This window comes from Chloroflexota bacterium, from assembly GCA_011322445.1.
In the GTDB taxonomy this organism is placed as follows: Bacteria; Chloroflexota; Anaerolineae; order Anaerolineales; family DRMV01; genus DRMV01.
This window is the reverse complement of the sequence record DRMV01000046.1, coordinates 1-13,797: the sequence shown is the minus strand read 5'-3', so window position 1 is coordinate 13,797 and position 13,797 is coordinate 1. Positions and strand designations below refer to the sequence as shown.

13 protein-coding genes and 1 tRNA gene are annotated in these 13,797 nt (G+C 60.6%); 11 read left to right on the top strand and 3 right to left on the bottom strand.

The window, feature by feature from the left end:
* Positions 1 to 300: 300 nt before the first annotated feature.
* The 6 genes from ENJ54_09990 to ENJ54_09965 all read left to right on the top strand — a co-directional run bounded on the left by ENJ54_09990 (position 301) and on the right by ENJ54_09965 (position 5,826).
* The gene (locus tag ENJ54_09990; GenBank protein ID HFC10161.1) at positions 301 to 1,656 is read left to right on the top strand and encodes a branched-chain amino acid ABC transporter substrate-binding protein; all 1,356 of its coding nucleotides are present in this window, start codon (positions 301 to 303) and stop codon (positions 1,654 to 1,656) included.
* A gap of 90 nt (positions 1,657 to 1,746) precedes the next feature.
* Positions 1,747 to 2,607, top strand: coding sequence for a branched-chain amino acid ABC transporter permease (locus ENJ54_09985; GenBank protein ID HFC10160.1), 861 nt, complete (start codon positions 1,747 to 1,749; stop codon positions 2,605 to 2,607).
* Positions 2,604 to 3,578 carry a branched-chain amino acid ABC transporter permease gene (locus ENJ54_09980; protein HFC10159.1) on the top strand — a complete coding sequence of 325 codons (975 nt, stop codon included), beginning with the start codon at positions 2,604 to 2,606 and terminating at the stop codon, positions 3,576 to 3,578. The genes ENJ54_09985 and ENJ54_09980 overlap by 4 nt, the downstream gene beginning before the upstream one ends.
* Positions 3,575 to 4,321, top strand: a complete 747-nt coding sequence (locus ENJ54_09975) for an ABC transporter ATP-binding protein (protein ID HFC10158.1) — start codon at positions 3,575 to 3,577, stop codon at positions 4,319 to 4,321. The genes ENJ54_09980 and ENJ54_09975 overlap by 4 nt, the downstream gene beginning before the upstream one ends.
* Positions 4,322 to 4,347: 26 nt before the next feature.
* Positions 4,348 to 5,058, top strand: coding sequence for an ABC transporter ATP-binding protein (locus ENJ54_09970; GenBank protein HFC10157.1), 711 nt, complete (start codon positions 4,348 to 4,350; stop codon positions 5,056 to 5,058).
* 114 nt (positions 5,059 to 5,172) lie between these two features.
* The gene (locus ENJ54_09965) at positions 5,173 to 5,826 is read left to right on the top strand and encodes a CBS domain-containing protein (GenBank protein ID HFC10156.1); all 654 of its coding nucleotides are present in this window, start codon (positions 5,173 to 5,175) and stop codon (positions 5,824 to 5,826) included.
* 142 nt (positions 5,827 to 5,968) lie between these two features.
* Here the strand turns inward: ENJ54_09965 and ENJ54_09960 are convergent, their stop codons facing one another.
* From ENJ54_09960 to ENJ54_09950, 3 genes are read right to left on the bottom strand one after another with little or no spacing between them, the layout of a single operon-like run.
* Complete coding sequence (locus ENJ54_09960) at positions 5,969 to 6,934, bottom strand: polyprenyl synthetase family protein (protein HFC10155.1); 966 nt, start codon at positions 6,932 to 6,934, stop codon at positions 5,969 to 5,971.
* On the bottom strand, positions 6,931 to 7,740 hold the full coding sequence (locus tag ENJ54_09955; GenBank protein HFC10154.1) for a TatD family deoxyribonuclease: 810 nt from the start codon (positions 7,738 to 7,740) through the stop codon (positions 6,931 to 6,933). The genes ENJ54_09960 and ENJ54_09955 overlap by 4 nt, the downstream gene beginning before the upstream one ends.
* A gap of 16 nt (positions 7,741 to 7,756) precedes the next feature.
* Positions 7,757 to 9,181: a phosphoglucomutase/phosphomannomutase family protein gene (locus ENJ54_09950; protein ID HFC10153.1), complete on the bottom strand. Its 1,425-nt coding sequence runs from the start codon at positions 9,179 to 9,181 to the stop codon at positions 7,757 to 7,759.
* Positions 9,182 to 9,360: 179 nt separating this feature from the next.
* On the opposite strand from ENJ54_09950, the gene mutS reads away from it, so the two are divergent.
* The 5 genes from mutS to ENJ54_09925 form a co-directional block, all read left to right on the top strand.
* On the top strand, positions 9,361 to 11,937 hold the full coding sequence (gene mutS, locus ENJ54_09945; GenBank protein HFC10152.1) for a DNA mismatch repair protein MutS: 2,577 nt from the start codon (positions 9,361 to 9,363) through the stop codon (positions 11,935 to 11,937).
* Between the two features lie 71 nt (positions 11,938 to 12,008).
* Positions 12,009 to 12,084, top strand: a tRNA-Asn gene (locus tag ENJ54_09940).
* Between the two features lie 98 nt (positions 12,085 to 12,182).
* Complete coding sequence (locus ENJ54_09935; GenBank protein HFC10151.1) at positions 12,183 to 12,725, top strand: hypothetical protein; 543 nt, start codon at positions 12,183 to 12,185, stop codon at positions 12,723 to 12,725.
* Positions 12,726 to 13,192: 467 nt separating this feature from the next.
* On the top strand, positions 13,193 to 13,495 hold the full coding sequence (locus ENJ54_09930) for a hypothetical protein (GenBank protein HFC10150.1): 303 nt from the start codon (positions 13,193 to 13,195) through the stop codon (positions 13,493 to 13,495).
* Positions 13,496 to 13,526: 31 nt separating this feature from the next.
* Positions 13,527 to 13,797 (top strand): DNA adenine methylase (locus ENJ54_09925; protein ID HFC10149.1); only part of this gene is annotated, 271 nt, incomplete at its 3' end.

Below are 13,797 nucleotides of genomic sequence, written 5' to 3'. Positions count from 1 at the left end.
TACACGAAAATAGTCCGGGCTGGCTGGTTTTGTGTTAGGATTTCTGCGCATGGCGTAACCTCGCTAAAGTGGTTTTGGGACACCCTTTTTAGCAGGTTACGCCTTCTTTTTCAACTCCTTTCCGATTTTTCGGATAGAGTCTTAGCCCATTTTCCTTCCCCTACCTTAGAAGCATTTTTATTCATTTTTTACGCTCCCCTCCCCCTGCCCATAGCCAAAGGCTGCTAAAATGGACGCGGGGCGCAAAGCCCCGGCAGTCTGTTCCTATCCTCACCCTTTACGTAACTAAGGAGGAGCAAGATGCGACGGAAACTTTACCTTCTTCTTGGGCTTCTGCTGGTGGCCAGTATGGCCCTGGCTGCTTGCGCCAAAACGGCAACGCCCACAACCGCTCCCGAGGCGACGCAAGCGCCGGCAACCCAGCCACCCGCAGCCGAAGCCACCCAGGCACCGGCCGAGGCAACCCAGGCTCCGAGCGCCAAGGTCGTGACGGTGACCATTGGTTTCACCCAATCCAAAACAGGCAAGTACAACGAAGAATCCACCCGCCAGAGCGACGGCCTGGACCTGTGGATCAAGCAGGTCAACGACAACGGCGGTATCAAACTGAGCGATGGGACCGTGGTGAAGTTCAAGGCCGTCTCTTACGACGATGAAAGCAGCGGCGACAAGGTGCAACAGCTCTACACCCGCCTGGTCACCAAAGACAAGGCCGATTTCCTCATCAGCCCTTACTCCAGCGGCCTGACGGCTTCGGCAGCCATCATCTCCGAGCAATACGGCAAGGTCATGCTGGCGACCGGTGCCGCTTCGGACTCCATCTTCCAGAAGGGCTACGAGCGGGTGTACCAGCTCTACACCCCCGCCAGCCACTACCTGACCGGTGCGGTGGACCTGCTGCAGAGCCTCGACCCCAACCTCAAGAAAGTCGCCTTCGTGTACGAAAACAGCAAGTTCTCCACCGCGGTGGTGAAGGCCGCTAAGGAATACGCTGAGCAGAAAGGCTACGATGTGGTGATGTTCGAAGGCTACGACAAGGGCACCACCGACTTCGGCGCCTTCATCAACAAGATTCAGGATAGCGGCGCGCAGGCCGTGATGGGCGGCGGTCACTTCCAGGATGGCTCGACCCTGGCCCGCCAGCTGTACGAAAAGAAACTGGACATCAAATACCTCGCCCTGCTGGTCGCCCCGCCCGACCCGAGTTTCGCCGACCTGGGTGATGCAGCGCTTGGCGTGGTAGGCCCCAGCCAGTGGGAAGCCAGCGCCAACTACTCGCCCGAATCGGCCAAGGCCGCCGGCCTGACCTGGTTCGGCCCCACCAGTGCTGAATTCGTCAAAGCCTACAAAGCGGCTTACAACGAAGACCCCGACTATCACTCGGCAGGCGGTTACGCGGCCGGCCTGGTGCTGCAAAAGGCCATCCAGGATGCCGACTCCATCGATGCCGACAAAGTGAAAGCCGCACTCGACAAAATGGACGTCTTGACCTTCTTCGGGCACATCAAGTTCAACACCACCGACTCGCACGGCTTGCAGGTCGGCCACGAGATGATCTACATCCAGTGGCAGAAGAAAGACGGCAAACTGGTGAAAGAGGTGGTCTGGCCGAAAGAAGGCGCGACGGCCGCGCCCCTTTACCCCCTGCAACACTAAACGCGTGGTCTCCCTTAGCCTCCCCCAGAGGGTGACTTCCCCTCTGAGGGAGGCTTTTTATCCCCCTATCCCCCTTGCGGAGAACACTTTATGATGGATGCATTGCTTCGTTCCCTCATCGACGGCTTGCTTTTAGGGTTCGTGTATGGCATCGCCGCCATGGGGCTGACGCTGATCTGGGGCGTGATGAACGTCATCAACCTGTCCCACGGTTCATTGATTGCGTTGGGGATGTTCAGCGTGTATTACCTCTTCGTCGGCCTGGGCGTGCACCCTTACCTTGCCCTGGTGCTGACGGCTTTCCTGGGGCTGATCTTCGGCATCATCATCTACTTCATTGCCGTCCACCGAGTCATTGACGCGCCAGAACTTTCGACCCTTCTGGCAACCTATGCGGTCAACATGGTGATTCTCGGTGTAGGCACCGCCGTTTTCACCACAACGCCGCGCAACATTCCCCTTGACCTGGGTAGCATTCAATTTGGTGTGACCGTGGTCACCACCACCCGCCTCATTGCAGCCCTGGTTGCCACCCTGGTAGCCATAGGGCTGTTCCTTTTTCTCAAATACAGCCGCCCAGGCCGCTACATCCGCGCCGTCACCGACAACCGTGACGCTGCGGAAATCGTCGGCGTGCCTTCCGCACAAATTTTGGCGCTGACCTTTGGGCTGGGCACCCTGCTGGCAGCCGTTTCGGGCGGTCTGATTGCCACCTTCTTCCCCTTCACCATCCTCTCGGGCGGGAGCTACGAACTCAAAAGTTTCGTGATCGGCGTGTTGGGCGGCCTGGGGAACCCGGTAGGCTCGCTGTTCGGCGGGTTGATCTTGGGCGTCATTGAAGGGCTGGTGCCGATGGCTATGCCCACGACCTGGACGCCGGTGCTGGAATTCGTGCTCTTTGTGCTCATCCTGCTCGTCAAACCCAACGGTCTGTTTGGAGGGGAAGAATGAGCGAAAAACTCCGCGAACATGCAAGCCTGTGGCTCAGCCTGGCTGTGGTCCTCGCCATTGGGCTGTGGCCCATCATCACAGGAGACGCCCTCAATCGCGAAACCGCCTTCACCGTGTTGAGCGCGATTGCGCTGGCTTCCAGTCTGAACATCCTCTTGGGCTATACCGGGTATGTCAGTTTCGGCCATGTCGTGTTCTTCGGCTTCGGCGGCTATATAGGCTTTTACACCATCAACGTGCTGGGCTGGAGTCTCTGGCTGGCTCTGCTGGCGGGCGGCATCGCCGCCGGGTTGCTGGCTTACCTGCTGGGCGTCGGCATTCTGCGGCTGCGTGGGGCCTACTTCGCGCTGGCAACCATCGGCATCAACGAAGCCGTCAGCGCCTTCATCAACAACTTCCAGCCTTTTGGCGGCCCCACCGGCATGACGCTCAACTTTTCCGTCTACAAAGCCTACGGCGGCGCCATGCACGCACTGGAACTGGTCTTCTACATCATGATCGGCCTGACGCTGCTGGTCACGGTGGTCAGTTACTGGGTACGCACCTCCAAATTTGGGTTGGGGCTGCTTGCCATTCGGGAAGACGAAGACGCCGCCGAAGTCATGGGCGTAATCACCCCCGCGGCCAAAAACTGGGCTTTCGTGCTCTCGGCCATCATTCCGGGGATGGTGGGCGCGCTGTACTTCTTCAAAAACGGCACCATCGAGCCGGGGCTGGCCTTCCCGCTACGCACATCCATTGAAATGATCGTGATGATCATGCTCGGCGGTCAAGGCACGGTGCTGGGGCCCATCGTCGGCGCCGGAGGTTACGAAACCCTGCGCGACTACCTGCTGGTTAGCCCGCTCTTCAAAAACCTGCAACTTGCCATTTCCGGCGTGCTGCTGCTGCTCATCGTGCTCTTCATCCCGCGCGGGCTGGTCGGCTGGCTGCGCCAACGCTACGCTAAGGTTCGGAGGTGGTTGATATGATTCTCCAAGTTCAGGGCGTCACCAAACGCTTCGGCGGCCTCCAGGCGCTGACGCAAGTGACCTTCGACCTGCCGGAAGGGCAAATTCTCGGGTTGATCGGCCCCAACGGGGCGGGAAAAACCACCCTCTTCAACGTCATCGACGGCGTTTACAAACCCGAAGAGGGGCGCATCATCTTCGACGGCCACGACGTCACCGGCAAGAAGCCGTACCACCTGGCCCGCCTGGGGCTGGCACGCACCCACCAGATTGTGCGCCCCCTCAACGAGCTCAGCGTGCGGGAAAACGTCATGGTCGGGGCCTGCTTCGGCCACGCCAACGCCAATCTCAAACACGCCGCCGCCATCGCCGACGAAGTGATGGAATTCGTCGGACTGGCCGAAAAGGCCGACCAACTCGCTGGAAGCCTGAACGTGGCCCAAAAGAAACGGCTGGAAATGGCCCGGGCCATTGCTTCTCGCCCCAAGTTGTTGCTGCTGGACGAGGTGCTGGCCGGCCTCAACCCGTCGGAAATCGCTAAAATGGTGGAGACGGTCAAAGCCATTCGCGATCGCGGCATCACTATCATCATGATCGAGCACGTCATGAGTGCCATCATGAACGTTTCCGACCGCATCCTCGTGTTGGACTTCGGCAAACTGATTGCCGAAGGCACCCCCGAGGAAATTGCGAACAACGAGCGGGTCATTCAGGCCTACCTGGGCGACCCCAAACTCGCCGAGCGCCTGCTGCAAGGCGACTAAGCAACCCACATAACGAGGGAATGCGTATGGCTATCCTGGAACTGCGCGATGTAACTTCCGGCTACGGCGAAGTGCAAATTCTTTGGGGCATCACGCTGGCCCTGCAAGAAAGCAGCATGACCTCGCTGGTCGGCGCCAACGGTGCGGGGAAAACCACCCTGCTGCGCACCATCATGGGCCTCAACCGGCCCTGGCAGGGGCAGGTGCTTTTCGAAGGCGAAGACGTCAGCAAACTGCCGCCCCACGCCAAAGCCGACCGCGGGCTGATTCTGGTGCCCGAAGGCCGCCAGCTCTTCACCCACATGACCGTGCTGGAAAATCTGGCGATGGGGGCTTCCCCCAAACGCGCCCGCGCCGACTACAATCGCAACCTGGAACTCGTGTTCGAGATGTTCCCCCGCTTGAAAGACCGCCAAAACCAGAAAGCGGGCACCATGAGCGGCGGCGAACAGCAAATGCTGGCCGTGGCCCGGGGCATCATGGCCTCTCCCAAAGTGCTGATGATCGACGAACTCTCGCTGGGGTTGGCTCCTTTCCTGGTATTGCAACTTTTCGAAAGCCTCAAAAAGCTGCGGGAAACCGGCATCACGGTGCTGCTGGTGGAACAAAACGTCCAAATGGCGCTGGCCGTGACCGATTACGCCTACGTGCTCGCTGAAGGGCGCATCGAAATCGAAGGGCCTTCCCGCACGGTGGCCAGCAACCCCGACGTGCAAAAAGCCTACCTGGGCTTATAAAAAAGGCCACATGTTATTTGTGTCACTTTTCACAACTTGACTTGTGCGGTACACTGTAAGTAGAAAAACTCGTCCATGCCGCTTTGGCGGTCTGCTTCTCTCAGGAGGTCAACCATGCTCGTCGGCGATCGTATGTCTCACCCCGTCATCACCATTCCCCCTGACATGCCGGTAGTCGATGCCCTCAACCTCATGCGGGTGGAACATATCCGCCGCACCCCCGTGGTGGACGAAAAGGGCAAACTCGTCGGTATCGTCTCAGACAAAGACCTGCTCAACGCCTCCCCTTCAGCAGCCACAACGCTGAGCGTTTGGGAAATCAACTACCTGCTCAGCAAAATCAACGTTGGCGATGTGATGACCAAAGACGTGGTCACCATCACCGAAGACACCCCCATCGAAGAAGCCGCCCGCATCATGGCCGATAACAAAATCGGCGGCCTGCCCGTCGTGCGCGACGGCAAAGTGGTGGGCATCATCACCGAAACCGACCTTTTCAAGATCTTGCTGGAAATGATGGGTGCACGCGCGCCCGGCGTGCGGGTGTCCATTCTGGTGCCCAACGTGCGGGGCGAACTGGCCCTCATCACCAAAGCCATCGCCGAAGCAGGCGGCTACATCATCTCGCTGGGCACGTTCTCGGGCGAAGATACGTCCAACGCCCTGCTGACCATCAAACTGCAAGGTTTGACGGAAGATGAAGTGCGGGACGCCCTGAAAGAACTGGTCGAAAAATTCGAGGATATTCGCACGATGCCTGCCGCGTAACCTCCCCTTCCCCAAAGACGCACAAACGCCTGCATGGTACATGCAGGCGTTTCGCTTTTTCAACGAGGGTTACAGAACCTCAAAGGGGGCGTTCCCATCCAAACATCTTTTACCCTGATACCACGAAAGCCAAGCACTCCGGCTAAAAATCGCGTTCTACAATGTAATCGGCCACCGCTGCCAACGCAGCCCGTTGAGCGCCTTCCGGCATATCGTCCAGAGCCTCTACCGCGCTGCGAGCGAAACGGCGGGCGTCTTCGGCGGCCTGGGCAATGGCGCCGCTGGTGCGAATGCGGCCAATGAGCGCGTCCATTCGCTCTGTGGGCAGCCCCTCCCCTTCCAAAATGCTGCGCAGATCTTCATCCTCGGGGTGAGTTTCCAGATAGCACAACGTCGGCATGGTAATCAGCCCGTGGCGCAGGTCGCTGCCCACCGGCTTACCCAACCGCGCCTGGTCACCGGTGAAATCCAGAATATCGTCCACAATCTGGTAAGCAATGCCCAGGTCATGGCCGTAGCGGCGCATGGCAGCCATCGCGTCTTCCCCCGCCCCGCTCAGGCGAGCCGGCGCCACGGTTGCCAGCACAAACATGGAAGCCGTTTTGGCGTAAATGCGGCCGTAGTAGGCTTCCCGGTCGGCCAGGCCAGGGCCATCAAAAAGTTGGGTGATTTCACCGTCCACGATGATTGCCAGGGTTTCGGCAAAAAGTTGCATCACCTCTACCGAGCCAGCCAGCGCCGCGAGGCGCGCCGCGCGTGCGAACATAAAGTCGCCTGTGAGCACCGTGGCCGCAGGCGACCAATGCGCATTCAAGGTAGGAATGCCGCGGCGCAAGAGTGCGCCATCGATAAGGTCATCGTGCACCAGGGTGGCGGTGTGCAACAATTCAATCGCAGCCGCTAAAGTCAGCAACCGTTCGCGGTCCGCGCCCAGCATTTCCCCCGTCAGCAACACCAGCGCCGGGCGCAGGCGCTTACCGCCCGCGGAAAGCAAATGCTGCAAAGCCGCATCCAGGTCATGGTGATGTTCGGCAGCCTGCTGGCGCATGAGGTCTTCCACGGCCTGCAGGCTTTCTTGTACCGGTTCGAGAAAAGATACCGTGGTCAAACGACGTCTCTCCACTGAAAAAGTTGGCGTGCATTCCGTGAGGTTGCGGCAGCAACCTCTTCTAAAGTGAGGCCGTGCACCTCGGCCAGGCGTGCTGCCACCAGGCGCACGTAGGCCGGTTCGTTGCGACGGCCGCGATGAGGGTGCGGGGCCAGGAAAGGCGCATCGGTTTCGACCAGCAAGGCTTGCAAGGGCAACGCGGCGGCCACTTCTCGCCGCTCGGGGGCGTTCTTGAAGGTCAAAGGGCCACCGATGCCCAAGCGGAAGCCCAGGGCAATGGCCTCTTCCCCTTCGGCCACGCTCCCCCCAAAGGCGTGCCACACGCCAGGGCGCTCGGCCAAGGGGCTGCCCTCTTCCCGCAAGTCGTCGACCCACTCCCGCAGAATGTCAAACAAATCGGCGGTGGCTTCCCGATTGTGAATGCTCACCGGAAGGCCGAGTTCGGCGGCCAAATCCAGTTGCTGGCGAAGCACATGCCATTGCAGCGGGCGCGGCGTGCGGTCGCGGTAATAATCCAGGCCGATTTCGCCAATGGCAACCACTTTGGGGGAAACCGCCAGCGCCCGCAAAGCCTGGAGAGTGCGCTCGCCTTCCCACGCCCGTACAGCGTCGTTGGGGTGCACCCCCACCGCGGCATAAATGCCTTCGTGCGCTTCGGCCAGGGCCACTGTGGCGCGCGACGAGGCAACATCCACACCCAGGCTGAGCATCACTTTCACGCCGTTGCGGCGAGCGCGAGCAATCACCTCCGCCCGGTCTTCGTCGAAGGCGTCGAAGTACAGGTGGCAATGGCTGTCGACCAGCATCGTGGAGCGCTGCCTGCTAATCTTTCAGCCCGGCAATGCGCAGGCCATCTTCCAGAATAGGCCGGACACGGTCGGCCTCGGTGGTTTCGCAATACACCCGCAGCAGCGGCTCCGTGCCGGAAAAGCGAATCAGCAGCCAGCCGCCGTCTTCCAGCATGAATTGATAGCCGTCGATGGTGCGGAAACCGGTCACCTTCAAGCCGCCGATGGTTTCCGGTTTGGCGTTGCGCACGCGTTCTTCGATGGGGTGGCGGTCGCCAGTGAAGGGCGTGTCAATGCGGTCGTAATACGAGGGACCGACTTCCTGGAAGATGAGTTCCACCAGTTCCGCGGGCTTGCGGTTGAGTTTTACCATCATGTCAAGGATGTAAAGGCCCGCGAGGATGCCGTCGCGCTCGGGCACGTTGCCCCGGAAGGCATAGCCACCGGATTCCTCGCCGCCGATGAGCGCATTCACTTCCAGCATCTTGGGCGCAACATACTTGAAGCCCACGCCGGTTTCGTAAACCGGCACGCCATACCGCTTGCCCAACTTGTTGAGCAGTGTGGTGGTGGAAATGGTCTTCACGATGGGGCCGCGCTGGCCGCGCACTTCCAGCAGGTAATACGCCAGGAGGGCGTACACCCGCAACTGGTTGACAAACTGGCCGTGTTCGTCGCCCACGCCCAGGCGGTCGGCGTCGCCATCAGTGATGAGCAGCACATCTGCGCCGCGTTTCACGGTTTCCTGCAAGCCCACGTTGATGTTGGGCGGAATCGGCTCCGGGCGCTTCATCTCGGGGAAAATGGGGTTGCGGATGTTGTGGATTTCTTCCACCACGGTCTTGCCGCCTTCCAGCAGGCGGGTGAACCAGCCCGCGCCGTTGCCCCACATGGGGTCAACCAGCACCTTGAAGCCCGCGGATTTGATGTGCTCCAAATCCACCAGGGTTTTGATGTGCTCGATATAGGCAGGCGCGGGGTCAAAGCGCACCACCAGGCCCTTTTCTTCGGCCTCGGCGATGGGCATCCGCTGCACACCGCTTTCGTCTTCAGGAATGAGCGCCTCAATGCGCTTCAGGCCCTCGGGGTCAATTGCGCCGCCGTGCTCGTCGCGCACCTTGAAGCCATTGTCGGTGGGGGGGTTGTGGGAAGCCGTGATGTTGACCGCGCCGGCTGCGCCCTTATCCACCACCGAGTAGGAAATCACCGGCGTGGGCGTGGCGCCATCGGTGAGGTAAACCCGCAGGCCGTTGGCAGCCAACACTTCTGAAACCGCGGCAGCAAAGTTTTCAGAATGAAAGCGCTTGTCGTGGCCTACAACCACCCATTCGCCCTGCCTGCCGTTTTCCAGCAAATAGCGGGCAAAGCCCTGCGCTGCCCGCCGCACGTTCGCAAAAGTATAGTCTTCGGCTATGCGTCCCCGCCAGCCGTCGGTGCCGAATTTGATATTCCCGGCCATTTGTTCCTCCTGGTTTTGTGTGACCACAATTATAACAGAAGACAGCGTCCGATAGCCCTTCGCCTTGCCGCCCCAGCAAAGCGCCGCGCCACCCTGCGCCCCCGCAACGCGGCATTTTTGCATTCCGCCGCAGCCATGCGCTCCTTTGCGTTCCCCTCGTTCTGTATTAGAATGAAGCCATGCCCAAGAACAAAGACGGTGTCACCCCCATTCGCAAACAATACCTGCAACTCAAAAGCCAATACCCCGACGCGATCTTGTTCTTCCGCCTGGGGGATTTTTACGAAACCTTCGACCGCGACGCGGAAATCGTCAGCCGGGAACTGGACATTGTGCTGACGTCCCGCAACGTTGCCAAGGGTGTGCGGGTGCCCATGGCGGGCATTCCCTACCACGCGGTGGAAAATTACCTTGCCAAACTCATTGCCAAGGGCTACCACGTGGCGATTGCCGAGCAAATCGGCGAGCCGGGCAAGGGGTTGATGCAGCGCAAAGTGGTGCGGGTGGTCACCCCGGGCACGGTGCTGGAGCCCAACCTGGTGCCCGCGGAAAGCAACAACTACCTGCTCGCGCTCACCGCCGACGACCGCCGCCTGGGCATTGCCTATGCCGACATCACCACGGGGGAATTCGCAGCCACGGAAATCGTCACCGACGACCCGCAGAGCCTGCTGCGCGCCGAACTGCTGCGCCTGCGCCCCGCGGAAATCCTGCATCCCGAAGGCTTCTCCCTGCCGCCCGACGCGCCGGGGCATGCCACGCCCTGGCCAGCATGGCGCTTCGAGCCGGGACGTGCGGAAGAAACCCTGCGCGCCCACTTCGGCGTGGCTTCCCTGGACGGCTTTGGCCTCCGGGGCAAGCCCCTGGCCGTGCGCGCCGCGGGCGCACTGGTGCAATATCTGCGGGAAACCCAGCCCGAAGCGTCCGGCCTGCTTTCCGGCCTGAGCACGTACAGCCTGGACGAATTCATGGTGCTGGACGCAGCCACTCGCCGCAACCTGGAACTCACCGAAACCCTGCGGGAAGGCCGGGTCGCGGGTTCCCTGCTGGGCGTGCTCGACCACACGGTCACGCCCATGGGCAAGCGGCTGCTGCGGCAGTGGGTGGGCAAGCCCCTGCTGGATGTGGAACGCATCCGCCGCCGCCAGGAAAGCGTCGCCTTCCTCTACGAGCACGGCCTGCTGCGCGCCGAACTGCGCCAGGCGCTCAAGCCGCTGGGCGACCTGGAACGGTTGACCAACCGCGTGCTTTCCGGCCACGCGCAGCCGCGCGATTTGGTCGCCATTCGGGAAACCCTGCGCCGCCTGCCCGCGGTGCAGGACGCTCTGGCCCAGGCCGAAGCACAGCCTGAGGGCTTCCCCCGACCGGAAGCCTGCCCCGAAGTGCTCGATTTGCTCAACCGCGCCCTGGCCGAAGAGCCGCCCGCGACCCTGCAGCATACCGGCGTGATTCGCCCGGGTTTTTCCGCGGAACTGGACGGCATCGTGGAAAGCACACAGCACGCCCGCGACTACATCGCCAACCTGGAAAAGGCCGAACGCGAGCGCACGGGCATCAAAAACCTCAAGGTGGGCTACAACAAGGTCTTTGGCTATTACATCGAAGTCACCAAAGCCAACACCCACCTGGTGCCCGAGCACTACATCCGCAAGCAGACGCTGGTCAACGCCGAGCGCTACATCACGCCCGAAATGAAAGAATACGAGGCGTTAGTGCTGAACGCGGAAGAGCGCATCCACGCGCTGGAAGCCCGCCTGTTCAAGCACGTGTGCGCGGATGTCGCTTCCCATGCTTCTTGCCTGCTGGAAACCGCACGGGCGCTGGCGCGGCTGGACGTCCTGGCTTCCCTGGCCGAAGCCGCGGTGGAAGGCGACTACACCCGCCCCGAAGTGGTCGAAGAAGATGTCCTGGAAATCTACGATGGCCGTCACCCGGTGGTCGAGCGCACGCTGGAAGGCGAGCGCTTTGTGCCCAACGACACGGTGTTCGAGGAAGGCGAGCGCATCCGCATCCTCACCGGGCCCAACATGGCGGGCAAGTCCACCTATTTGCGGCAGGTCGCCATCATCGTGCTGATGGCGCAGATGGGCGGCTTCGTGCCTGCCCGCAAAGCCCGCATTGGCCTGGTGGACCGCATCTTCACCCGCATCGGCGCGCAGGACGAAATTCACGCGGGGCAGTCCACCTTCATGGTGGAAATGATCGAAACCGCCAACATTTTGCACCACGCCACCTCCCGTAGCCTGCTCATTCTGGACGAAATCGGCCGCGGCACCAGCACCTACGACGGCATGTCCATCGCCTGGGCGGTGGTGGAATACATCCACAACCACCCCAAACTGCGCTCCAAGACCCTTTTCGCCACCCACTACCACGAACTGACCCAACTGGCCGACCTGCTGCCGGGCGTGCGGAACTACAATGTGGCAGTGAGCGAGGCCGAGGGCAGGGTGGTCTTCCTGCACAAAATCGTTCCCGGCGGCGCCGACCGCTCCTACGGCATCCACGTCGCCCAACTCGCGGGGATGCCGCGACCGGTGATCCAGCGAGCCAACGAAATTCTGCGGGAACTGGAAGCCTCATCGGGGCGGGCGGTACGGCTTTCCCCCGAAACCCCGCGGCAACTGGCGCTCTTCCCCGAAACCAACCCGTTGGTGGAAGAACTGCAAGCCTTAGACATCAACAACATGACACCCATCGAAGCCCTCAATCGGCTATACGAATGGCAGAAGCGGTTTGGCGGGGAAGGGGGCTAAACCCAATTCCCAAAAACCGCCTGCCAAATCGTTGACATGCAAGCGGCTTTTGCATATAATCTGCCCTGCGTTCCTCGGTAGCTCAATCGGCAGAGCGGGCGGCTGTTAACCGCTAGGTTGCAGGTTCGAGTCCTGCCCGAGGAGCCTCAAATAAAAAAGCGGGCTTCGCCCCGCACTGCCAGCAAAGCGCCCGCGGCGAAGTCCGTGGGCGTTTGTGTATCAGGTGCCCCATCAGGAGTAACCCTATGGTAGCCCTCCCCCTCACCCAGGTGTCGCCGTTCCGCTTCCTCACGCCGGAAGAAGCGGCGGCGCAAACCGGCCTCTCGGCGGCTGAGTTGCTAAAGCGTGCGGAAGCGGGTAAAATCCTATCAGGTATGTTTGACCAAACCCTCCGCATTGCCGTAACTCAGGACGGTCAAGTGGTCGAGATTGCCCCCACCCCCCAAGACGACCACGGGGACGACATCAACGCCCGCCTGCGCCAAATCAGGCGGGAGGACTTCGCGCATTTGGAGGGGCAGGCTATTACCGTGAGTGAAGCGGCAAGGAAGTATGGGGTGCAACGGCACACTATTTTGGCTTGGGTACGACGTTATACCCATGTCATAAAGGTTATGGAGCGCGGCTATCGTCTTTTGTTGGAAGAAGCGGGAGTGGCTTACTTGGCTGCCCTACACAAGACGCGAAAAGATTTCGGTATTAAATCAGGCAGCCCATTAGTTGATGAATATGGACAACCAAATCTAATTAAGCACCCTTCCCTATCGGCCTACAGACGACAGCATTAAACTCCGGCTTGAGATTTGAGTTTTTGAGAGGCGGCTTTTACGCCGCCTTTTTATTGGAAAAGATGGTAAATACTCTTGACAGAGTTCAACAAGTTTGCTACAATCCCACCACCTCGCACCTGGAGAGGTAAACCACTACACTGTGAAATCTCGTGGGCTGCGCCTGGAAGCCCCACCTTACCAAAACGCTGGCTCACTTTGCTGCCTTGTACGGGGTATCCAGGGTGCCCCCCTCACTCTGGCAACGGCAAGGCGGCGCTTCCCTGCCCCGCTCGCCTACCGGGGCGCCCCCTCACTCCGGGCCACGGCGGGGCGGGGTTCCACTTCCTGTCTTGGGGGGCGGCGTCCCTCCCGCTGCCCCCCAGCCCACCTTGCCAAACCAGGCTCACCTCCTGAAAGGGGGCGTCAGGGCGCCCTCCTCGCCCTGACGCCCCCGCCCCGAGTTTGCTTTGTTGGAAGAGACTTTTATGTCAGAAGAACTTACTCCCTTTGAGCGCCAAGTTCTGGAAGAGTTCGTCATGGCTATTGTACGGATGGATAGGGGAAGCGCCATCACCATGCTCTTTTTTGTACCGGAGAAATTGCTGGACGCCTGGGGTAGCGAGAAACTGTGCGCCATGCACAACCTGGCGCGCAAGGGCTACCTTGCGGAGTTTCCCATTGGCTACAGCGTGAAGATAAAGGCTTTGGAATTGCTTGGTCTCATTGAGTCCGAAGACCAAGAAGAAGCGTCCGCATCTGAGGGAACCAACCAGCCCCCTGCGGCGTAATGCCGTGCGGGGCTTTTTGCGTAGAGCAACCATGACCACCCTTGCACCCCCTGCCCCCATCCTGCGCTACCACGGCGCGAAGTGGAAGATTGCGCCGTGGATCATTCAGCACTTCCCGCCCCACACGACCTACGTGGAAGTGTTCGGCGGGAGCGCAGGGGTGCTGTTGCGGAAGCCTCCCGCCCCCATCGAGGTTTACAACGACCTGGACGGGGAAGTGGTCAACTTCTTTCGGGTGTTGCGGGAACGCCCCGAAGAATTAGCCCGGGCTGTGGAATTTACCCCCTACGCCCGGGCTGAAC

Coding starts and splice junctions, on each gene's coding strand:
- ENJ54_09990 (HFC10161.1), top strand. CDS start 301: ATGCGACGGAAACTTTACCTTCTTCTTGGGCTTCTGCTGGTGGCCAGT.
- ENJ54_09985 (HFC10160.1), top strand. CDS start 1,747: ATGATGGATGCATTGCTTCGTTCCCTCATCGACGGCTTGCTTTTAGGG.
- ENJ54_09980 (HFC10159.1), top strand. CDS start 2,604: ATGAGCGAAAAACTCCGCGAACATGCAAGCCTGTGGCTCAGCCTGGCT.
- ENJ54_09975 (HFC10158.1), top strand. CDS start 3,575: ATGATTCTCCAAGTTCAGGGCGTCACCAAACGCTTCGGCGGCCTCCAG.
- ENJ54_09970 (HFC10157.1), top strand. CDS start 4,348: ATGGCTATCCTGGAACTGCGCGATGTAACTTCCGGCTACGGCGAAGTG.
- ENJ54_09965 (HFC10156.1), top strand. CDS start 5,173: ATGCTCGTCGGCGATCGTATGTCTCACCCCGTCATCACCATTCCCCCT.
- ENJ54_09955 (HFC10154.1), bottom strand. CDS start 7,740: ATGCTGGTCGACAGCCATTGCCACCTGTACTTCGACGCCTTCGACGAA.
- ENJ54_09950 (HFC10153.1), bottom strand. CDS start 9,181: ATGGCCGGGAATATCAAATTCGGCACCGACGGCTGGCGGGGACGCATA.
- mutS (HFC10152.1), top strand. CDS start 9,361: ATGCCCAAGAACAAAGACGGTGTCACCCCCATTCGCAAACAATACCTG.
- ENJ54_09935 (HFC10151.1), top strand. CDS start 12,183: ATGGTAGCCCTCCCCCTCACCCAGGTGTCGCCGTTCCGCTTCCTCACG.
- ENJ54_09930 (HFC10150.1), top strand. CDS start 13,193: ATGTCAGAAGAACTTACTCCCTTTGAGCGCCAAGTTCTGGAAGAGTTC.